General features: G+C 69.2%; 14 protein-coding genes and 1 pseudogene. 8 read left to right on the plus strand and 7 right to left on the minus strand.

Features of this window, described 5'->3' with window-relative positions:
* The first annotated feature begins 76 nt into the window (after nt 1-76).
* Together ML342_RS06455 and cphA are read left to right on the plus strand one after the other, a co-directional pair.
* Nucleotides 77-2,278 carry a cyanophycin synthetase gene (locus ML342_RS06455; protein WP_240126210.1) on the plus strand — a complete coding sequence of 734 codons (2,202 nt, stop codon included), beginning with the start codon at nt 77-79 and terminating at the stop codon, nt 2,276-2,278.
* The gene (cphA, locus tag ML342_RS06460; RefSeq protein WP_240126211.1) at nt 2,278-4,848 is read left to right on the plus strand and encodes a cyanophycin synthetase; all 2,571 of its coding nucleotides are present in this window, start codon (nt 2,278-2,280) and stop codon (nt 4,846-4,848) included. The genes ML342_RS06455 and cphA overlap by 1 nt, the downstream gene beginning before the upstream one ends.
* Before the next feature lie 42 nt (nt 4,849-4,890).
* On the opposite strand, the gene ML342_RS06465 is transcribed toward cphA, so the two are convergent.
* The 5 genes from ML342_RS06465 to trxB form a co-directional block, all read right to left on the minus strand.
* On the minus strand, nt 4,891-7,902 hold the full coding sequence (locus ML342_RS06465; protein ID WP_240126212.1) for a bifunctional diguanylate cyclase/phosphodiesterase: 3,012 nt from the start codon (nt 7,900-7,902) through the stop codon (nt 4,891-4,893).
* A 195-nt stretch (nt 7,903-8,097) separates the two neighbouring features.
* Entirely contained in the window at nt 8,098-8,316 is a 219-nt protein-coding gene (gene infA / locus ML342_RS06470) for a translation initiation factor IF-1 (RefSeq protein ID WP_240126213.1), read from the minus strand.
* Between the two features lie 99 nt (nt 8,317-8,415).
* Entirely contained in the window at nt 8,416-9,171 is a 756-nt protein-coding gene (aat, locus tag ML342_RS06475; RefSeq protein WP_240126214.1) for a leucyl/phenylalanyl-tRNA--protein transferase, read from the minus strand.
* Nucleotides 9,168-10,301, minus strand: a complete 1,134-nt coding sequence (locus ML342_RS06480; RefSeq protein ID WP_439655167.1) for a GNAT family N-acetyltransferase — start codon at nt 10,299-10,301, stop codon at nt 9,168-9,170. Before ML342_RS06480 ends, aat begins: the two co-directional genes overlap by 4 nt.
* Entirely contained in the window at nt 10,301-11,254 is a 954-nt protein-coding gene (trxB, locus tag ML342_RS06485; RefSeq protein WP_240126215.1) for a thioredoxin-disulfide reductase, read from the minus strand. Before trxB ends, ML342_RS06480 begins: the two co-directional genes overlap by 1 nt.
* 147 nt (nt 11,255-11,401) lie before the next feature.
* On the opposite strand from trxB, the gene ald reads away from it, so the two are divergent.
* From ald to ML342_RS06515, 6 genes are all read left to right on the plus strand, one after another.
* Nucleotides 11,402-12,472: an alanine dehydrogenase gene (gene ald / locus ML342_RS06490; protein ID WP_240126216.1), complete on the plus strand. Its 1,071-nt coding sequence runs from the start codon at nt 11,402-11,404 to the stop codon at nt 12,470-12,472.
* 90 nt (nt 12,473-12,562) lie between these two features.
* Nucleotides 12,563-14,890, plus strand: a complete 2,328-nt coding sequence (locus tag ML342_RS06495) for a DNA translocase FtsK (protein ID WP_240126217.1) — start codon at nt 12,563-12,565, stop codon at nt 14,888-14,890.
* 61 nt (nt 14,891-14,951) lie between these two features.
* Nucleotides 14,952-15,569: an outer membrane lipoprotein periplasmic chaperone LolA gene (gene lolA / locus ML342_RS06500; RefSeq protein ID WP_240126218.1), complete on the plus strand. Its 618-nt coding sequence runs from the start codon at nt 14,952-14,954 to the stop codon at nt 15,567-15,569.
* Nucleotides 15,570-15,599: 30 nt separating this feature from the next.
* The gene (locus ML342_RS06505; RefSeq protein WP_240126219.1) at nt 15,600-16,964 is read left to right on the plus strand and encodes a replication-associated recombination protein A; all 1,365 of its coding nucleotides are present in this window, start codon (nt 15,600-15,602) and stop codon (nt 16,962-16,964) included.
* A gap of 97 nt (nt 16,965-17,061) precedes the next feature.
* A complete protein-coding gene (gene pyrC / locus ML342_RS06510; RefSeq protein ID WP_439655168.1) occupies nt 17,062-18,138 on the plus strand; it encodes a dihydroorotase in 1,077 nt (358 codons plus the stop codon).
* Nucleotides 18,139-18,217: 79 nt separating this feature from the next.
* Entirely contained in the window at nt 18,218-18,505 is a 288-nt protein-coding gene (locus ML342_RS06515; protein WP_240126220.1) for a hypothetical protein, read from the plus strand.
* 42 nt (nt 18,506-18,547) lie between these two features.
* On the opposite strand, the pseudogene merA reads toward ML342_RS06515, so the two are convergent.
* Nucleotides 18,548-20,199 (minus strand): annotated as a pseudogene (merA, locus tag ML342_RS06520) (mercury(II) reductase).
* Nucleotides 20,200-20,284: 85 nt separating this feature from the next.
* Nucleotides 20,285-20,641: a mercuric ion transporter MerT gene (merT, locus tag ML342_RS06530; RefSeq protein ID WP_240126222.1), complete on the minus strand. Its 357-nt coding sequence runs from the start codon at nt 20,639-20,641 to the stop codon at nt 20,285-20,287.
* Nucleotides 20,642-20,707: the final 66 nt, after the last annotated feature.

A 20,707-nucleotide genomic window follows, 5' to 3' on the forward strand; every position in this document is an offset into this window, starting at 1 on the left:
CGCATCCAGAGGGAGAAAGTATAGCGAGCGGCAACGATGCCCATGTGGGGCGCGTCTGGCCGTCGCAGCGCCGGGCATGAAACACGACGACATCATCATTCTGCGGACCATTTATCTACGCGGCCCCAACCTCTGGACCTACCGCCCGGTGTTGGAAGCCTGGGTGGATATCGGTGGTCTCGAGGACTATCCCTCCAACCGCATCGACGGGCTCACCGAGCGCCTGCTGGCCTGGCTGCCGGGACTGCAGGAGCATCGCTGCAGCGTGGGCGCGCCGGGCGGCTTCGTGCAGCGTCTGCGCGAAGGCACCTGGCCGGCGCACATCCTCGAGCATGTCACCCTTGAACTGCAGACCCAGGTCGGCATGCAGACCGGCTTCGGCAAGGCGCGCGAGGCCGGGCCGCGCGGCCTCTACAAGGTGGCCGTGCGCTCGCGCGACGAGCAGGTCAGCCGCGCCTGCCTGCTGCTGGCGCGCGATCTGCTGATGGCGGCGATCAACGACACCGGGTTCGACCTGCCGGCGCGCCTGGCCCCGCTGCGTGAGTTGGCCGACCGCCGCCTGCTCGGGCCCAGCACCGCGGCCATCGTGGAAGCGGCCGGCGAACGCGGCATCCCGCACCTGGGGCTCACCGACGGCAACCTGGTGCAGCTGGGCTACGGCCGCCGCCAGCGCCGGATCTGGACCGCCGAGACCGAGCGCACCAGCGCCATTGCCGAGAGCATCTCGCGCGACAAGGACCTCACCAAGACCCTGCTAGCCAGCTGCGGCGTGCCGGTGCCGGAAGGGCGGCTGGTGGAGGATGCCGCGGACGCCTGGACGGCGGCGCAGGAGATCGGCCTGCCGGTGGTGGTCAAGCCGCTGGATGCCAACCACGGGCGCGGCGTGTTCGCCGACCTCAAGACCCGGCAGGACGTGGAAACCGCGTACGCCGGCGCGCTGGCCGAAGGCAGCGCGGTGATGGTGGAGCGATTCATCGAGGGCGACGAGCACCGCCTGCTGGTGGTCGGCGGCAGGCTGGTGGCGGCCAACAAGGGCGACACCGCGCGGGTGGTGGGCGACGGCCGCTCGACCATCCGCGAGCTGATCGACCTGCAGATCAACAGCGACCCGCGCCGCGGCGAGGAGGAGGGCTTCCCGCTGGAAACCCTATTACTGGAGCGCGAACCGATCGCCCTCCACGAGCTGCAGCGCCAGGGCTATACGCCGGAGTCGGTGCCGCCGGCCGGGCAGGAGGTGCTCATCCTGCGCCACGGCAACATGGCCTTCGACGTCACCGACGAGGTGCATCCCGAAGTCGCCGCGGCCGCCATCCAGGCCGCGCGGGTGGTCGGGTTGGACATCGCCGGGATCGATCTGGTGACGCGCGACGTCGCGCGGCCGCTGTCGGAGACGCGCGGCGCGATCGTCGAGGTCAACGCCGGCCCCAGCCTGCTGATGCACCTCAAGCCCGCGGTCGGCAGGCCGCGCCCGGTCGGGCAGGCGATCGTGGATCATCTTTTCCCGCCGGGCGACGACGGCCGCATCCCGATCGTCGGCGTGCTCGGACGGCGCGAACCGGCGCTGCTGGCGCGCTTGACCGCGCACCTGCTGCGTCTGGCCGGGCGGCGGGTCGGTCTGGCCTGCGGCGAGGGGTTGTTCCTCGATCAGCGCCGGCTGACAGCGCTTCCCAGCCAGCATTTCGATGCCGGCCAGCGGCTGCTGATCAACCGCGAGATCGAGGCGGCCGTGATCGAGACCAGCGCCCGCGCGATCCTGAGCGAGGGACTGCCGTACGACCGCTGCCAGGTCGGCGTGCTGACCGATGCCGATCCGGATCCCGCGCTGGCGGAGTTCTACATCGATTCGCCCGGGCGCCTGCACGCGGTGCTGCGTACCCAGGTGGACGTGGTGCTGGCGCAGGGCGTCGCGGTGCTCAATGCCTGCGAGCCTGCGGTGGCTGGGATGGCCGGGCTGTGCGATGGCGAAGTCATCCTGTTCGCGCGCGAGGCCGATGCCGCGCCGCTGGAGCCGCATCTGGCGCAGGGCGGGCGCGCGGTGTTCGTGCGCAGCGGCGCGATCGTGCTGGCCAGTGACGGCAACGAAGAGCCGCTGGCGCGGCTGTCGCGCTTCCGGCTGACGGCATCCGGAGCGCCATCGGCGCAGCTGGATGCGGTGCTGGCAGCGATTGCCGCCGCCTGGGCGGCGGAGGTGCCGGTGGCGTTGATTCCATCTGGCATCGAACATTTCGAACAGGAGCGGGCGGCCACTGCCCGCGCCAATGACGCGATGGGCGCGTAATGGAAATCTCCCGCATCCGGGCCCTGCGCGGCCCCAATCTGTGGACGCGGCGCACCGCGATCGAGGCCATCGTCACGCTGCGCCAGGGTGAGCAGCCGCTGGAGGCCATCCCGGGCTTCGAGGAACGCCTGCGCCAGCGTTTTCCGGAACTCGGCTTTTTGCGTGCCACCCGCCAGTCCGAGACCCTCACCCTGGCGCACGCGCTGGAGTTCACCGCGCTGTGCCTGCAGGCGCAGGCCGGCTGCCCGGTGACCTTCAGCCGCACCGCGCGCACGGTGGAGCCGGGCGTGTTCCAGATCGTGGTGGAGTACAGCGAGGAGGCGGTCGGGCGGCGCGCGCTGGAACTGGCGGAGCAGCTGTGTCGGGCCGCGCGCGAAGACGCGCCGTTCGATCTCGAAGCCGCGCTCGCGGAGCTGCGCGCGCTGGACGAGGACGAGCGCCTGGGGCCCAGCACCGGTGCCATCGTGGAAGCCGCGGTGAACCGCGGCATCCCGTACCGGCGTCTGACCTCCGGCAGTCTGGTGCAGCTCGGCTGGGGCAGCCGCCAGCGGCGCATCCAGGCCGCGGAGATGGACAGCACCAGCGCGATCGCGGAAGCCATCGCGCAGGACAAGGCGCTGACCAAGAAGCTGCTGCGCGCCGCCGGGGTGCCGGTGCCGGAGGGGCGGCCGGTGGCCAGCGCCGACGATGCCTGGGCGGCCGCGCAGGAGATCGGCCTGCCGGTGGTGGTCAAGCCGCTGGACGGCAACCAGGGCAAGGGCGTCACCGTCAATCTGCACACCGAAGCCGACATCCGCCGCGCGTTCGAGGTAGCGCGCGAGTTCCGCGACGAGGTGATGGTGGAGCGCTACCTGCCCGGTGGTGATTACCGTCTGCTGGTGGTCGGGGATCGGCTGGTGGCGGCGGCCCGGCGCGAGCCGCCGAACGTGATCGGGGATGGCGTCTCCAGCGTGCGTGCGCTGATCGAGCAGGTGAATGCCGATCCACGCCGCGGTGAGGGCCATGCGACCTCGCTGACCCGCATCCGGCTCGATGAAATCGCCCTGCGCACGCTGGAGAAGCAGGGTCTTGGCCCGGATTCGATCCCCGAGAAAGGGCGCCGGGTGGTGCTGCGCAACAACGCCAACCTGTCCACCGGCGGCACCGCCACCGATGTCACCGACGACGTGCATCCGGAGGTGGCGGCGCGCGCGGTGGAGGCCGCGCGCATGGTCGGGCTGGACATCTGCGGGGTGGACGTGGTCTGCGAGACGGTGCTGCGCCCGCTGGAAGAGCAGGGCGGCGGAATCGTCGAGGTCAATGCCGCGCCGGGTCTGCGCATGCACCTGGCGCCGTCGTACGGCAAGCCGCGCGACGTGGGCAAGGCGATCATCGACGCCATGTTCCCGCCCGGCGAAAACGGGCGGATACCGATCGTCGCAGTGACCGGCACCAACGGCAAGACCACCACCGTACGCCTGATCGCGCATCTGCTGCGCACCCGTGGGCTGAGCGTGGGCATGACCAGTACCGATGGCATCTACGTCAATGGCGTGCAGATCGATTCCGGTGACTGCTCCGGCCCGCGCAGCGCGCGCAACGTGCTGATGAACCCGCTGGTGGAGGCGGCGGTACTGGAAACCGCGCGCGGCGGGCTGCTGCGCGAGGGCCTGGGGTTCGATCAGGCCGACGTGGCGGTGGTGACCAACATCGGCAGCGGTGACCATCTCGGGCTGAACTTCATCACCACCGTGGAGGATCTCGCGGTGCTCAAACGCGTGGTGGTGCGCAATGTCGCCCGATCCGGCTTTGCGGTGCTCAATGCGGCCGATCCGGTGGTTGCGGCGATGGCCAGGCAGTGTCCGGGCAAGGTGATCTTCTTCGCCGCGGATGGCGAGCAGCCGGTGCTGGCCGCGCACCGCGCCCAGGGCGGGCGGGTGGTATTCGTGCAGAACGGCGACCTGGTGGCGATGGAGGGCAGCGTCGAGATCCGGGTGCCGCTGGCCGGGGTGCCGCTGACCCACGGCGGCCGCATCGGCTTCCAGGTGGACAACGCGATGGCCGCGCTCGCCGCGGGCTGGGCGCTGGGGCTTGACTGGGGCGTGATCCGCCAGGGCCTGGCCAGCTTCAATGCCGACACGGCAAACGCCCCGGGCCGCTTCAACGTGCTGCCGTTCAAGGGCGCCACCGTGATCGCCGACTACGGCCACAACCCGGATGCGATGGCGGCACTGGTCGCGGCCGTGGAGAACCTGCCGGCGCTGCGGCGCACGGTGGTGATCAGCGGCGCCGGCGACCGTCGCGATGAGGATATCCGGAAGCAGACCCGCATCCTCGGCGCGGCGTTCGACACGGTGATCCTGTACCAGGACGCCTGCCAGCGCGGACGTGCCGACGGCGAGGTGCTGCGGCTGCTGCGCGAGGGCCTGCAGGGCGCGCCGCGTACCCGGGTGGTGGAAGAGATCCGCGGCGAGTTCGCCGCGATCGACCGCGCGCTCGAGCTGCTGCAGCCGGGCGAGCTGTGCCTGGTGCTGGTCGATCAGGTCGAGGAGTCATTGGCGCACCTGCGCGCGCGCATCGGCGCCGGCTGAGCACATTGGCGCTGGCGCGCATCGGTCCGCCCGGCGTGAGCGCTACTCGCGTGCGCGAAACGGCGGCGGGTGCAGGGCCGGGTGCTCGGCCTTGGGGCGGTCCAGGTGATAGCCCTGGACCATGTCCACGCCCATCTCGCGCAGCATCAGCAGGGTGCGTCCGTCTTCCACGAACTCGGCCACGGTCTGCTTGCCCATGCCGCGCGCCACTTCGATGATCGCGCGCACGAACGCCTGATTGTCGATGTCCTGCGGCAGGTTGCGGATGAACATGCCGTCGATCTTGAGGATGTCCGCATTGAGGTGCTTGAGGTAGGCGAACGAGGCGAAGCCGGCGCCGAAATCGTCCAGGCATACCAGGCAGCCGGTGCGGCGCAGCGCCGCGATGAAGCGCGCGGCATCGCCCATGTCCGAGACTGCCGCGGTCTCGGTCAGCTCCACCAGCAGCCGGCGCGGCGCGACGTGCCGCTGGCGCAGTTCATCGGCGATGAAGGCGGGCAGGTCGGGATCGTCGAACGAGCGTCCTGAGATGTTCACCGCCAGCGCCGGCAGGTGCGGATGCGCGGCCAGCAGGCCGATGCACTGGCGGATCACCCAGCGGTCGATGTCCAGGATCTTGCCGCTCTTTTCGGCGTGGCCGATGAACTCCGAAGGCAGGATCAAGGTGCCGGGGTGGGCGGCATCTTCCATTCGCAGCAATGCTTCCAGATGCTCCAGATGGCCATCACGGGCGCGGTAGATGCCCTGGAAATGCAGGCGCAACCGGCCGCGTTCGAGAGCCTCCGCAATGCGGTCGTTCCAGCTCAAATGAATGGCCATCGCGCGCGAGGCATCGTGATCCGGGCGGTAGATGCTCCAGCGGTTCTTGCCGGTGTGCTTGGCCTGGTACATCGCCGTGTCGGCATGCGCCAGCAGATCCTGGATGTTGCCGGCGTGGGTGGGGAAGTGGGCGATGCCCAGGCTGCAGGTCAGGCGCAGGGTCTGCCCCTCGATTTCCTGGGGAATCTGGGTGATGCGGCGGACGATGCGCTCGGCCAGCTGGGCGGCCTCATGCTGGCTGGCGTGCGCCATCAGCACCACGAACTCATCGCCGCCCAGCCGGTACAGGGTGTCCTCGCTGCGGATCAGCGTGCGCACCTCGACCGCGACCCGGTTGAGCACGGCGTCGCCGGCGCGATGGCCGTAGGTGTCGTTGACGTATTTGAACTCGTCGAGATCGAACACCAGCAGCGCCAGCTGGCTGGGCGTGCGCTCGGCGGTGTGGAAGAAGGCGTCGAGGTCCTGCTCGAAGCGATGGCGGTTGTGAAGGCCGGTCAGCGTGTCGCATTCGGCCAGCGCGACCAGCTGCGCTGCGACTTCGCGCTCGCGAGTGACGTCTTCCTGTACCCATAGCCGGCCCATGTGCCGGCCCTGCGCATCCTGCAGCGGGTAGGCGTCGTGGGTGATGATGCGGCCGTCCTTCAGCGGGATCTCGAAATGCGCCGGCTCCAGCGGATGTTCGATCGCATGCGCCAGGCGCGCTTGCAGCGCGGCCGGATCGCTTAACAGCGGCACGATCTCGGCCAGGCCCTCGACGGCGTTGCGCCCGATGACCCGATCCGCGCTGGCAAAGCCCCAGATGCCGAGAAAGGCGGGATTGCAATACACCACCTGCTGCTGCGCATCCACGAACAAGATGCCTTGACGCATCGCGCCGAGCAGGGTGTGCAGGCGGGTGCGTTCCTCCTCCAGGCGCTGCATGAACTCGCGACGATCGTCCACTTCGGTCTGCAGCGCCTGGGCGTGCGCCTGCTGCAAGGCGCGCTGCTGCGCCAGCTCTTCGACCATGTCGTTGAAGGCCGTTGCCAGCCGGCTCAGCTCGTCGTTTCCGTCGAGCACCACCGGATTGGGGTCCAGGCCCTGGCTGAGCTCATCGGCGGCGCGCGTGAGTTGGCGTAGCGGCCGCGCGATCAGCCGCTCGATCCGACGCCGCAGCAGCCACATCCCCGGCAGCAGGCCCAGCACCCCGATCGCGAACAGGGCCGCGAGCCCCCACGCCAGCAGGCGATCGAGCAAGGCCTGCGGTAGCACATAGATCTGGTACCAGCCCGGGCCGTGGATGGTCGCCCATGCCACCCATAGCCGGCCATCCGGAGAGCGCCGCGCACCCTGGGCGGTGCCGGCGGCGGTGATGGTGGCGAAGGCCTGCGTCAGCAGCGGATCGCCGAGGGTCGTGATGCGCAACGGCCGGTTTCCGGAAGCGGTCCATCGATGCAGCTGCGGATGCGCGATCAGATCGCCTTGCCGGCTGATCACGGCGTTCAGACCATCGACTTCGTCCGCCGCCGCATTGTGCTCGAGCAAGGTCTGTATGGCGACGTCGTGGCCGACGGTGCCGACCCACTGCCCTTGCCAGTCCAGCGGCTGGATCACCGACACCATCCAGGTGTTGGCCTGATGATCCAGATAGACCGGCGTCCAGAACCGTTGGCGCAGCGGGTTGCGCTGCGGCTGCGAGCCCTGCATCGTGGGGTAGTCGCGATTGGTATAGCTGGCGGTTGCGGCAGCGGCGAGATTGCGACCGCGCGAGTACACCAGCAGGCCGTCCTCGACGAAGTCCATGTACACCGAGTAGAACGGTGGAACCAGCGCCGGGCCCTGTTCGCGCAGCAGATCAAACGCCACGACCGCGCGGATTCGCGCCGATTCGCCCAGCCCCTGGGCCGGCTGGTGCAGGTACAGGGTGGGCGCATGCTCGGGATCCACCAGGTCCGGACGCAGCCGCCATAGGCCGTCCTGATCGAGGACGAAAAGCGTGTCGAAGCGCTCCAGCGCCGTGCGCGCATCGGCTCGGGTGAGCCGTGCCAATAGCTCGCGGTGTAGCCGGTCCACGCTCTGCTCGGCCTGCAGAAACAGCGATTCGCTGCCGGCGGCGCGCAGGCCCACCATCTGTGAGGTGATGCGGGGTACCAGGCGGTCGGCGGCTGCCCGCATCGCCAGGTAGCCGAGCGCGAGCAACATCAGCAGCAGGCCAAGGAACAGCCCCCAGATCGACAGGGACAGACGGCGGAGCAAGGAGGCGTGCGGGGGAGTGGACGGCACAGGAGCCTCTCTCGATGGCCGCTGGTCAGGGCTTGCATGCGTTGTACAGCACGCAACGAGAGGGCACAAGCGGCCAGGGCGCTGCCGCGGATGTGCAAACGCCCCTCGCGGGGCGTTTGCAGGAGCTGATGGCCAGGGCGCGAGACGCCAGCGCTGGCTGGCGAGCAATCAACGATGGCGGTAGGTGATGCGGCCCTTGGTCAGGTCGTAGGGCGTCATTTCCACCTTGACGCGGTCGCCGGTCAGGATGCGGATGTAGTTCTTGCGCATGCGGCCGGAGATGTGGGCGATGATCTCGTGACCGTTCTCCAGCTTCACCCGGAACATGGTGTTGGGGAGGGTTTCGGAGACCGTGCCTTCGAATTCGATGACGTCGTCTTTCGCCATGTGTCTGCCGGGGGCGTATCCTGTGGCAAGTGGGCGCCCGAAGGGGCACCCTAAAGACCGACATTGTGCCACGTTGGATCGGGTCTTGCAAAAAACCCGTTAATCAGGGCGCGGTTGCGTGCTGCCGGCCAGCGCCGCGGCAGGCCAGGTGCCGAAGCGTTCGCGCCAGTCGCCGGGGGGCAGCGGCAGGTCCCGCAGTCTGCTCAGCGCGGCGAGGTAGCTGGCGCGCGGCCAGGTCTCCACTCCCAACCGCGTCGTGTGCGCATTGGGCACCTGCGCATCGATCAGCGGCCAGCCCCAGGTGCGCAGCCGCTGCGCCAGCATGGCCAGCGCGAGGGACGAGGCCCCGGATTCCGCCGAATACATGCTGTCGCCGCAGAACATGTGCCCGAACGCCAGCCCGAGCAGGCCGCCGATCAGCCGCCCGTCGGCGTCGAACACCTCGATGCTGTGGGCATGCCCGAGCTGGTGCAGTTCCAGATAGGCCGCGCGCATGCCGGCGGTGATCCAGGTGCCGGACTGGCCGCGGCGCGGGGCCGCGCAGCCGTCCACCACCGCCGTGAAGGCGGTATCGGCGCGCACGCTCCAGCCGCTGTTGCGCAGGCGCCGGCGCAGGCGGGAAGACAGGTGTACGCCGTCGGTGCGCAGCACCGCGCGCTGCGACGGGCTCCACCACAGGATCGGCTCGCCTTCGGAAAACCACGGGAAGATGCCGTTGCGATAGGCGTTGAGAAAGCGGGTGGGAGAGAGATCGCCGCCGACTGCCAGCAATCCGTCCGGCTCGGCCAGCGCCCGTTCCGGCGGCGGAAACGGCGCTTCGGGGTCGGGGTCCAGCCACGGCACCGGCAGCCTCATGCGGCGTCCTCCGCGCGGAACGGGCTGTGCGCGAGCAGCGCCCGGCGATGCCGGCGCACCTCGGCGGCCTCCTGCGCGCACCAGTCGCGCAGGGCCGCGGCGAAGCGCGGCTCGGCGATCCAGTGGCGGCTGCGCACCGCCTCCGGCAGGAAGCCGCGGGCCAGCTTGTGCCGGCCTTGGGCGCCAGGTTCGAACCGGGTCAGGCCTTCGCGCAGGCAGTAGTCGATGCCCTGGTAGTAGCAGGTCTCGAAGTGCAGCCCCGGGTGCAGTTCGGTCGCGCCCCAGTAGCGCCCGTACAGGGTGTCGCCGCCGCGCAGGCATAGCGCGCCGGCGATGGTGCGGCCTGCGCGTTCGGCCAGTACCAGCACCAGCTGGCGCGGCATCGCTCGCGCGAGGTGGCGGAAGAACTCGAGCGTCAGCGCCGGGGCATTGCCGTAGTCCGCGAAGGTCTGCAGATAGAACCCGTGCATCGCCGCCAGGTCGTCCTCGCCGGCGTCGTCGCCGTGCACGATGCGGAACGTGATGCCCGCCTCGATGACCTTGCGCCGTTCCTGGCGGATGTTCTTGCGGTGCTTGTGGTCGAACGCCGCGAGGAACGCCTCGAAGTCCTGCCAGCCCCGGGAGTTGGTCCAGTGGAACTGGGTGTCCTCGCGCAGCAGCCAGTCCTCGCCGAACGCCGGGTCTTCCGCGTGGCGATGGAAATTGACGTGGGCCGAGGACAGGCCGGACTGCGCCACCAGCGCCTGCATGGCCGCGAGCAGCGCCGCGCGGGCTTTGGGGTCGCGCGCCAGCAGGCGCGGGCCGGTCACCGGGGTGTAGGGCACCGCGCACAGCCATTTCGGGTAGTAGGGCAGGCCGTGGCGGGCGTAGGCCTCGGCCCAGGCGTGGTCGAACACGAACTCGCCATGGGTGTTGTCCTTCAGGTAGCCCGGTGCCGCCGCGACCAGCACGTCGCCTTCCCACAGCCCCAGGTGACAGGGCCGCCAGCCCCAGTCGGGGCGCAGGCAGCCGGTGGCTTCCAGCCCGTGCAGGAAGGCATGCGTGATGAACGGATTGCGTCCGTCGTGCAGCCCGTCCCAGGCCGCGGCGGGGATCTCGGACAGCGCGCGGTGCAGGCGCGCTGCCGCCATCAGAGCCCTTCGTCGAGGAACTTCTCCGCGTCCAGCGCGGCCATGCAGCCGAAGCCGGCGGAGGTGATCGCCTGGCGATAGACCTGGTCGGCCACGTCGCCGGCGGCGAACACGCCGGGGACGCTGGTCATGGTGGCCATGCCGTCCAGCCCGCTGCGGATCTTCAGGTAGCCGTTCTTCATCTCCAACTGGCCCTCGAACAGCGAGGTGTTGGGGCTGTGGCCGATGGCGACGAAGAAGCCCTGCACGGCGACCTCGCGAGTGCTGCCGTCCAGCACCGACTTCAGACGCATGCCGGTGACGCCGGCGTCGTTGCCGAGGACCTCGTCCACCACGTGGTGCCAGATGGGTTCGATCTTGCCGGCCTCGACCTTGGCGAACAGCTTGTCCTGCATGATCTTCTCCGCGCGCAGGGTGTCGCGGCGGTGCACCAGATAGACCTTGCGGGCGATGTTGGACAGGTACAGCGCTTCTTCCACGGCGGTGTTGCCGCCGCCGATCACCGCCACCTCCTGGTCCTTGTAGAAGAAGCCGTCGCAGGTGGCGCAGGCGGACACGCCGCGGCCCTTGTAGGCTTCCTCCGAAGGCAGTCCCAGGTACTTGGCGGTGGCGCCGGTGGCGATGATCAGCGCATCGCAGGTGTATTCGCCGGAATCGCCCACCAGCCGGAACGGCCGTCTGGACAGGTCGGCGGTGTGGATGTGGTCGAACACTACCTCGGTGTCGAAGCGCTCGGCGTGCGCCTGCATGCGTGCCATCAGGTCCGGCCCCAGCAGGCCGTGGGCATCGCCCGGCCAGTTGTCCACTTCGGTCGTGGTCATCAGCTGGCCCCCCATCTGCAGCCCGGTGATGACCACCGGCTTGAGGTTGGCGCGAGCGGCGTAGATGGCGGCGGTCCAGCCGGCGGGACCGGAGCCGAGGATCAGCAGGCGGATGTGTCGGGTCGGATTCATGGAAATGGAGTCGAAGCTCTATAATTCGCGGATCGTCCGGAGCCGCGCGCAGGCCATAGCTTGAGGGCAGCGCGGCCTCGGCACAAGGCGCGGCGGCCGCAACGCTGTCGTGTATTTCCTCCACTATCGCCCAGGAGCGAACAGCGCATGCGTATCGGTGTACCCAAGGAAACCAAGACCCTCGAAGGGCGCGTCGCGCTCGTCCCCGCCGCCGCCGGCGACCTGGTCAAGCGCGGCCATGAGGTCTGGCTGGAGCAGGGCGCGGGCCTGAAATCGGGTTTTAGCGACGAGCAGTACACCCGCCTCGGCGTGAAGATCGCCCCGGATGCCGCCGCGCTGTATGAGAAGGGCGAGTTGATCGTGAAGGTGAAGGAGCCGATCGAAGGTGATCTGCAGCACCTGCGCCGCGACCACCTGCTGTTCTGCTACCTGCATCTGGCCGCCGAACCGGCCTTGACCCGCCGGCTGCTCGACATCGGCCTGACCGCCGTCGCGTTCGAGACGGTGGAGCTGGACAACGGCGAACTGCCGCTGCTGGCGCCGATGTCGGTGATCGCCGGCAAGATCGGGGTGCAGGTGGGCACCCATCTGCTGCACCAGCCGATGGGCGGCAAGGGCAAGCTGCTGGGCGGCCTGCCGTCCACCGAGCGTGGCAAGGTGGTGGTGTTCGGTGCCGGCAAGGCCGGCGGGGCGTCGGCTGCGCTGGCGGCGGCCGCGGGGGCCAGCGTCACCGTGTTCGAAATGCGCCAGGATCGCATGGAAGAAATGATGCGCCTGGGCAACAACGTCACCGCCCTGTACCCCTACCACGACGTGGTGGCGCGCGAGGTGGCGGCGGCCGACCTGGTGATCGGCGCGGTGCTGATCACCGGCGCCAAGGCCCCGCACGTGCTGACCCGCGACATGCTGAAGGCGATGGAGCCGGGCAGCGTGCTGGTAGACATTGCCATCGACCAGGGCGGCTGCTTCGAGACCTCGCGCCCGACCACCTGGAAGGAGCCGACCTACGTGGAGGAAGGCATCACCCACTTCTGCGTCACCAACATGCCAGGCGCGGTGCCGCAGACCAGCTCGCAGGCAATCTGCGCGGCGATCCTGCCGTGGGTGAACAAGCTCGCCTCCGGCAATGACTGGCGCAGCAACCAGGCGCTGCTCAAGGGCATCAACGTGGAAGCCGGCAAGATCGTGCATCCGGCGCTGCGCGACATGCAGGTTTGACGTACTATCAAGGACCTAGGGAATCTTCCTGAGGTCTGATCGCAGGTGGCGAACGCTCCGTCCGAGGCGGGCAAGTCCAGCCGGAAAGCTATGCGCGCAGCCAAGGCCGACGCGGGCGCCAGCCTGCGTCGGCACCGTTTGTGGCGCGATTTCGCGCTGATCACGATCGCGCCGCTGCTGCTATACCTGCTGGCCTGCCTGGTCAGCTGGTCGCCGCAGGACCCCGGCTTCGACCGCGACCCCAGCGTGCTGGCGCCGCTGCACAACTGGGGGGGGGTGGCTGGCGCGTGGATCGCCAGCTTCCTGCTGTTCCTGTGCGGCTACGTCGCGTTCCTGCTACCACTGGTGCTCGCCGCGATCGCCTGGTTCGCGCTGTTTGGCATGGACGAGGACGGCGACGGCCAGGCCGATCTGGGACCCGCGCTGCGGCTGGTGGGCATCGTGGGCTTTTTGGTCGCGGCCTGTGGGCTGCTGGCGCTGCGGGTCGGCGGTGGGAATGATCTCGCTGCCGGCAGCGGCGGCGTGCTCGGCCGCTTGACCGGCAACTCGCTGCACATGCTGTTCGGGCCGGTCGGCGCCAATCTGTTCCTGGTCAGCCTGCTGCTGGTGTCGGTGACGCTGGCCACTGGGTTGTCGTGGCTGGCGGTGATGGACCGCATCGGCGCATTCGTGCTGGCCCTGCCAGGTCTGCTCGACCGCGGTGCGCGCAAGGGCGTGCAGCAGGCGGCCGAATGGAGTGAGGCGCGTGCCCTGCGCGAGGAGCGCGAGTTGGCGCGCAAGGCCGACAGCGAGCTCCGCCTGCGTCGCGACAAGGTCAAGATCGAGCCGCCGCCGGCGCCGACGGTGGAGAAGAGCGAGCGCGCCCGCCGCGAGCAGCAGATCCCGCTGTTCGGCGCCGACGATCCCAGCGGCATTCCGCCTCTGGCGCTGCTGGACGATCCCAAGCCGCAGCCGAAGGGCTATGACGCGCAGACGCTGGAGACGCTGTCGCGCCAGATCGAGTTCAAGCTGCGGGATTTCCGCATCGAGGCGCAGGTGGTCGGTGCCTATCCCGGTCCGGTGATCACCCGCTTCGAGATCGAGCCGGCCCCGGGCGTGAAGGTCAGCCAGATTTCCTCGCTGGACAAGGACATCGCGCGCGGACTGTCGGTGAAGTCGGTGCGTGTGGTCGATGTGATTCCCGGCAAGTCCGTGATCGGGCTGGAGATTCCCAATACCCACCGCGAGATGATCTACCTCAGCGAACTGCTGCGCTCGAAGGAGTACGACAAGGCCGGCAGCCCGCTGACGCTGGCGCTGGGCAAGGACATCGCCGGAAAACCAGTCGTTGCAGACCTTGCGCGCATGCCGCACCTGCTGGTGGCCGGCACCACCGGTTCGGGTAAGTCGGTGGCGGTCAATGCGATGGTGCTGTCGCTGCTCTACAAGGCCTCCGCCCGGCAGGTGCGGATGCTGATGATCGACCCCAAGATGCTCGAGCTATCGGTTTATCAGGGCATCCCGCACCTGCTGGCGCCGGTGGTGACCGACATGAAGGAGGCCGCCAACGGCCTGCGCTGGTGCGTGGCCGAGATGGAGCGTCGCTACAAGCTGATGAGCGCGGTGGGCGTGCGCAACCTGGCCGGCTTCAACAAGAAGGTGAAGGATGCGATCGACGCCGGGCAGCCGATGGTCGATCCTCTGTTCAGGCCGACGCCGGGGATGGACGCAGCCCCGCCGACGCTGGAGCCGCTGCCGTTCATCGTCGTCTTCATCGACGAATTCGCCGACATGATGATGATCGTCGGCAAGAAGGTCGAAGAGCTCATCGCGCGCCTGGCACAGAAGGCGCGCGCCGCCGGCATCCACCTGATCCTGGCCACCCAGCGGCCGTCGGTGGACGTGATCACCGGCCTGATCAAGGCGAATATCCCCACCCGCATCGCCTTCCAGGTCAGCAGCAAGATCGACTCGCGCACCATCCTCGACCAGAGCGGCGCCGAAACCCTGTTGGGCCACGGCGACATGCTCTACCTGCCGCCCGGTACCGCGATGCCCGAACGCGTGCACGGCGCGTTCGTGTCGGATGATGAAGTGCATCGGGTGGTGGAGTTCCTCAAGCAGGCCGGCGGCCCCGATTACGTCGCCGGCGTGCTGGAGGACACCCAGACCCTGTACGACGGCACCAGCGTGGGCGCCAACGGTCTGCCGGAGGCCGCGGCCAGCGACGACCCCGAGGCCGACCCGCTGTACGACCAGGCGGTGCAGATCGTCACCGAAACCCGCCGCGCCTCGATCTCGGGCGTGCAGCGGCGGCTGAAGATCGGCTACAACCGCGCCGCGCGCCTGATCGAGGCGATGGAAGCCGCCGGCATCGTCAGCCCCCCGGAGCACAACGGCGACCGCACCGTGCTGGCCCCGCCGCCGCCGCGCGGCTGAGGCGCATCCTGCATTCAGGAGAGGATCGACACACTGCCGGCAACGCCGCAGGAGAGACCGCATGAAACCGATCGCATCCATCCTCGCCGCTGGCTTGCTGGCGGCTGCCAGCCTCGCCCATGCCGGCGCGCGCGACGCGCTGGAACGCTTCACCCGCGGCCTGCAAGGCCTGGACGGCCAGTTCACCCAGCAGGTGTTCGATGCCAAGGGGCGCCAGAAGGAGACCAACAGCGGGCGGGTGGCGATGGCAGCCCCGAACCGCCTGCGCTGGGAATACATCAAACCTTATCCGCAGCTGGTGCTGGCCGATGGCAAGACCGTCTGGGTGTACGAACCCGATCTCAACCAGGTCAGCAAGCGCGCGCAGGATATCGAGCAGGCTAGCAGCCCGTTGGCGCTGCTGCTGACCCCGGCGCGGCTGGAGCGCGACTTCGTAGTGCGCGAGGTCGGCAATGGCGACGGCGTGGACTGGCTGGAGATCACCCCGCGCCGCGCCGATGCCGCGTTCAAGTCGGCGCGGCTGGGCTTCGCCCAGGGCCAGCTGGTCCGGCTGGACTACACCGATGCGCTCGATCAGCGCACCGTGATCGCGTTCTCCGGCTGGACGCGCAACCCGGCGTTCGCACCCGATACCTTCACCTTCGTGCCGCCCAAGGGCGTGGACGTGATCGGCGGTTAGCCGGTCTGCACGGCGGGTAGAATCCGCTTCATGCCCGTTGTGCAGCCGCCTCCGCCATCCTCGCCTGCGTCTGCCGATGGTAGCGATGCGCTGCGGCCGCTGGCCGAGCGCATGCGCCCGCGCACGCTGGACGAAATGGTGGGCCAGCGCCGGCTGCTGGCGGAAGGCTCCGCGCTGCGCCGCGCGCTTGCCGCCGGGCGGGTGCACTCGATGATCCTGTGGGGCCCGCCTGGCTGCGGCAAGACCACCCTGGCCCTGCTGCTGGCGCGCCACGCACAGGCGCATTTCGAGGCGATCTCGGCGGTGCTCGCCGGCCTGCCGCAGGTGCGCGAGGTGCTGGCGCGGGCGCAGGCGCGGTTCGACGCGGGCGAGCGCACCCTGCTGTTCGTGGACGAGGTGCACCGCTTCAACAAGGCGCAGCAGGATGCGTTCCTGCCGCACATCGAGCGCGGCACCATCGTGTTCGTCGGTGCCACCACCGAGAACCCCTCGTTCGAGCTGAACTCGGCGCTGCTCTCGCGTTGCCGGGTGCACGTGCTGGAGGCGGTTGCCGCCGAGGACATCCGCGCCGTGCTGGAGCGCGCCCTCGCCGATACCGAACGCGGGCTCGGTGGACTGGGCCTGACGGTGGAGGCGGACGGGCTGGCGCAGATCGCGCTGGCCGCCGATGGCGACGTGCGGCGCGCGCTGACCCTGCTGGAGATCGCCGCCGACATCGCCGCGGGCGAAGGCGGCCGGATCGACACCACCACCCTGCAGCAGGTGCTGGCCGACCGCACCCGCCGCTTCGACAAGGGCGGGGATGCGTTCTACGACCAGATCTCGGCGCTGCACAAATGCGTGCGCAGCTCCAACCCCGACGCCGCGCTGTACTGGCTGGCGCGGATGCTGGACGGCGGCGCCGATCCGGCCTACCTGGCGCGGCGCCTGACCCGGATGGCGGTGGAGGACATCGGCCTGGCCGACCCGCGCGCGCTGCAGATGGCGATCGACGCCTGGGACGCCTACGACCGCCTGGGCGCGCCGGAAGGCGAACTGGCACTGGCGCAACTCACCCTGTACCTGGCCAGCACCGCCAAGTCGAACGCTGCCTACACGGCATGGAAGGCGGCCCGTGCCGATGTGAAGGCGCACGGCAGCCAGCCGGTGCCGCTGCACATCCGCAACGCTCCGACCGGCCTGATGCGGGCGCTGGGCCACGGCCGCGGCTACCAATACGATCACGACGTGGAGGGCGGGATCGCGCTCGACCAGACCGGGTTCCCGGACGCGCTGGGCGAGCGGGTGTACTACGACCCGGTCGGCCGCGGCATGGAAGGCAAGCTCAAGGAGAAGCTCGATGCCCTGCGCGCGGCGCGCGCGCAGGCGCGCGCTTCGCGGACGCGTACGCCCTGATCGCGATGGCCGTGCCCGCGCCGGGGCGCGGCGGTGGCGACGCTTCACTCTGGCAGAATGACAGTGCTGGCATGCTGCCGTTTCGGAGCTTTCTTCCGTGCTTTCCCACCACATTCCCGCGCCCGCCGCGGTGCCGCCCGGCACCACGCTGACCATCGCCCGCCCCGACGACTGGCATCTGCACCTGCGCGATGGCGAGGCGCTGGCCGCGGTGCTGCCGCATACCGCGGCGCAGTTCGCGCGGGCGATCGTGATGCCGAACCTGCGCCCGCCAGTGACCACTACCGCGCAGGCGGCGGCGTACCGCGAGCGGATCCTGGCAGCGCGGCCGGCGGGGTCTGACTTCACGCCACTGATGACGCTGTACCTCACCGACAACACACCGGCGGAGGAGATCCGCGCGGCCAAGGACAGCGGCTTCGTGCATGCGGTGAAGCTGTACCCAGCGGGTGCCACCACCAATTCCGATTCCGGCGTGACCGACCTGCGTCACGCCCGCGCTGCGCTGGAGGCCATGCAGGAGACGGGCATGGTGCTGGCGATCCACGGCGAGGTGACCGACCGCGAGATCGACGTGTTCGACCGCGAGAAGGCGTTCATCGACCGCGTGCTGATCCCGCTGCGGCGCGATTTCCCGGGCCTGCGCGTGGTGCTGGAGCACATCACCACCCGCGACGCGGCGCACTACGTGCGTGACGCCGAGGGCGAGATCGCCGCCACGATCACCGCGCATCACCTGCTGTACAACCGCAACGCCATCTTCAGCGGCGGCCTGCGCCCGCACTACTACTGCCTGCCGGTACTCAAGCGCGAGGCGCATCGCCAGGCGCTGCTGGAGGCGGCCACCAGCGGCAACCCGCGCTTCTTCCTGGGCACGGACTCGGCGCCGCATGCGCGCGGCGACAAGGAAGCCGACTGCGGCTGCGCCGGCTGCTACACCGGCCTGCACGCGCTGGAGCTGTACGCCACGGCGTTCGAGGCCGTCGGCCGGCTGGACCGCCTCGAAGGCTTCGCCAGCCAGTTCGGCGCCGACTTCTACCGCCTGCCGCGCAACCCCGGCACGCTGACGCTGCGCAGGGAGGAGTGGGTGATCCCGGCCGAGCTGCCCTTCGGCGCGCGCACCCTGGTACCGCTGGCGCAGGGCGAAACCCTGGGCTGGCGCCTGGTCGGCTGAAATCGCCAATCTGGCGTGCGCGAGCCACAGCGCTTGCGGTATCGTCGCGCTGCGTTCCTGTTCCCCCGCAGGTGACTCCATGAAAGCGACCGTCGTCGGCCTGGTCACGCCGCATGTGCTGAAGCTGATCGATCTCGCGCGCCAGGCCGAAACCGGCGCGAACGTGGACTGGCATGTCCGCGATGCGGCTGCCCGCACCCTGCGCGAGCTGGGCGAGCAGTTCAATGCGCGCGAGTTGTTGGTGGCCTACGTCAAAGGGCTGCAGAGCGCGATCCAGGATGCGGGGACGCGCCGCGCCCCTGCCTACATGGCGGCGCTGCAGACTGCCTTCCAGCTGGCCGTGCGCGAGCTGGCCAAACTCGATTGAGCAGGCGCAGGCTCCTATTTCCGTCGCAGCGCCCCAGGCCCCTCACCCCGCGCAGCAGGAAAGCTGCGTGACGTCCTTGCTGAACGTCTGCGCCGCGAGCTTCAGTCCTTCGACCATCGTCAGGTAGGGGAACAACTGGTCCGCCAGTTCCTGCACCGTCATTCGGTTGCGGATGGCGAGCGCCGCTGTCTGGATCAGCTCACCTGCTTCCGCGGCCACCGCCTGCACGCCGAGCAGGCGTCCGCTGCCGGCCTCCGCCACCAGCTTGATGAAGCCGCGGGTGTCGAAGTTGGCCAGCGCGCGCGGCACGTTGTCCAGGCTCAGGGTGCGGCTGTCGGTCTCGATCCCGTCGTGATGCGCTTGCGCCTCGCTGTAGCCCACGGTGGCGACCTGCGGGTCGGTGAACACCACCGCCGGCATGGCCGTCAGGTCCAGCGCCGCCTCCCCGCCGGTCATGTTGATCGCGGCGCGGGTGCCGGCGGCCGCCGCGACATAGACGAATTGCGGCTGGTCGGTGCAATCACCGGCCGCATAGATGTGCGGCGCGCTGGTGCGCAGATAGCGATCGACGAGGATCGCGCCGTGTCCGTTCACGGCGACCCCGGCCGCATCGAGGTTCAGTGCACGCGTGTTCGGCGTCCGCCCGGTCGCGACCAGCAGCTTGTCGGCACGTACTTCGCCGTGCGGCGTGGTCAGCACGAATGTGCCGCTTGCATGGGCGACCGCGCTGGCCTGCGTCTGTTCCAGCACCGTGATGCCTTCGGCGCGGAACGCCGCCGCGAGGGCCTGTCCGATGGCCGGGTCTTCGCGGAAGAACAGCGCGCGGCGCGCCAGGATCGTGACCTGGCTGCCCAGGCGGGCGAACGCCTGCGCCAGCTCGACGGCCACCACCGACGATCCGATCACAGCCAGGCGTTCGGGAATGGCGTCGCTGACCAGAGCTTCGGTCGAAGTCCAGTAGGGCGTGTCTTTCAAGCCCGGAATCGGCGGCACGGCCGGGTGGGCGCCGGTGGCGATCAGGCAGCGGTCGAACGCCAGAACGCGCTCGCTGCCATCGCTGACACGGACGGCAAGGCTTTGGGCGTCCTTGAAGCGCGCTTCGCCATGCAGCACGGTGATGGCCGGGTTGCCGTCCAGGAGGCTTTCGTACTTGGCGTGCCGCAGCTCATCGACGCGGGCTTGCTGCTGCGCCAGCAGTTTGCCGCGATCGATCGCCGGCGCGGTCGCCGCGATTCCGGCATCGAACGGGCTTTCGCGGCGCAGATGGGCGATATGCGCGGCGCGGATCATGATCTTGGAGGGTACGCAGCCGACATTGACGCAAGTGCCGCCGATGGTGCCGCGCTCGATCAGGGTCACTCGCGCCCCGCGTTCGGCGGCCTTGATCGCCGCCGCCATCGCCGCGCCGCCGCTGCCGAGGATGACGATGTGAAGCGAAGGGCTCGGCTTCGCGCAGCAGGAGGCGCTCACGGGCGTACCGTGGACGGATAGCCGGCGTTCCGGGTTGCGTCGGTCAGCGCCGCGACGCTGGCCTTGCTGTCGTCGAAGGTGACGATGGCCTCGCGCTTGTCGATGTCCACCTCGATCCGGCTCACGCCATCGACCTTGGAGAGCGCCTTTTTCACGGTGATCGGGCAGGCGGCACAGGTCATACCGGGCACGGACAGTGTGACGGTCTGGGTGGCGGCGCACACCGGGGCGACGACAGCAGCGAGAGCGAGGGAAGCAAACAGCTTTTTGGCTTGCGCCGAAACTGGCGTTTTCATGCTGGACTCCTGATCAATAGAAGAAAGGCAACACGTAGGGAAAACCGAGCGCAACCACGACCAGCGCGGCTACGATCCAGAAAACGAGCTTGTAGGTGGTGCGCACCTGCGGAATCGCACACACCTCGCCCGGCTTGCAGGCTTCTGCTGGGCGGTAGATGCGCCGCCAGGCAAGGAACAGCGCGACCAGCGCCGCGCCGATGAAGATCGGCCGATACGGCTCCAATACCGTCAGATTGCCGATCCAGGCGCCGCTGAATCCCAAAGCGACCAGGACTAGTGGCCCAAGGCAGCAGGTCGAGGCGAGGATGGCGGCGAGCCCGCCCGCCAGCAGGGCGGCGCGCGACGTCTTTTCCGGGGCGGTGGACATAAGGCGAGCCATTGGTCTTTGCGGAAGGGTGAGGCAAGCTTGCATCCGTACTTCAGTACGGAGTCA

The organism is Thermomonas alba (genome assembly GCF_022419205.1).
GTDB lineage: Bacteria > Pseudomonadota > Gammaproteobacteria > Xanthomonadales > Xanthomonadaceae > Thermomonas > Thermomonas alba.

What these genes read in the sequence shown, in the direction of transcription:
- cphA (WP_240126211.1), top strand. Translation starts at nt 2,278, where the DNA reads ATGGAAATCTCCCGCATCCGGGCCCTGCGCGGCCCCAATCTGTGGACG.
- lolA (WP_240126218.1), top strand. Translation starts at nt 14,952, where the DNA reads ATGAAACCGATCGCATCCATCCTCGCCGCTGGCTTGCTGGCGGCTGCC.
- trxB (WP_240126215.1), bottom strand. Translation starts at nt 11,254, where the DNA reads ATGAATCCGACCCGACACATCCGCCTGCTGATCCTCGGCTCCGGTCCC.
- ald (WP_240126216.1), top strand. Translation starts at nt 11,402, where the DNA reads ATGCGTATCGGTGTACCCAAGGAAACCAAGACCCTCGAAGGGCGCGTC.
- ML342_RS06480 (WP_439655167.1), bottom strand. Translation starts at nt 10,301, where the DNA reads ATGGCGGCAGCGCGCCTGCACCGCGCGCTGTCCGAGATCCCCGCCGCG.
- aat (WP_240126214.1), bottom strand. Translation starts at nt 9,171, where the DNA reads ATGAGGCTGCCGGTGCCGTGGCTGGACCCCGACCCCGAAGCGCCGTTT.
- ML342_RS06495 (WP_240126217.1), top strand. Translation starts at nt 12,563, where the DNA reads ATGCGCGCAGCCAAGGCCGACGCGGGCGCCAGCCTGCGTCGGCACCGT.
- infA (WP_240126213.1), bottom strand. Translation starts at nt 8,316, where the DNA reads ATGGCGAAAGACGACGTCATCGAATTCGAAGGCACGGTCTCCGAAACC.
- ML342_RS06505 (WP_240126219.1), top strand. Translation starts at nt 15,600, where the DNA reads ATGCCCGTTGTGCAGCCGCCTCCGCCATCCTCGCCTGCGTCTGCCGAT.
- ML342_RS06455 (WP_240126210.1), top strand. Translation starts at nt 77, where the DNA reads ATGAAACACGACGACATCATCATTCTGCGGACCATTTATCTACGCGGC.
- ML342_RS06515 (WP_240126220.1), top strand. Translation starts at nt 18,218, where the DNA reads ATGAAAGCGACCGTCGTCGGCCTGGTCACGCCGCATGTGCTGAAGCTG.
- merT (WP_240126222.1), bottom strand. Translation starts at nt 20,641, where the DNA reads ATGTCCACCGCCCCGGAAAAGACGTCGCGCGCCGCCCTGCTGGCGGGC.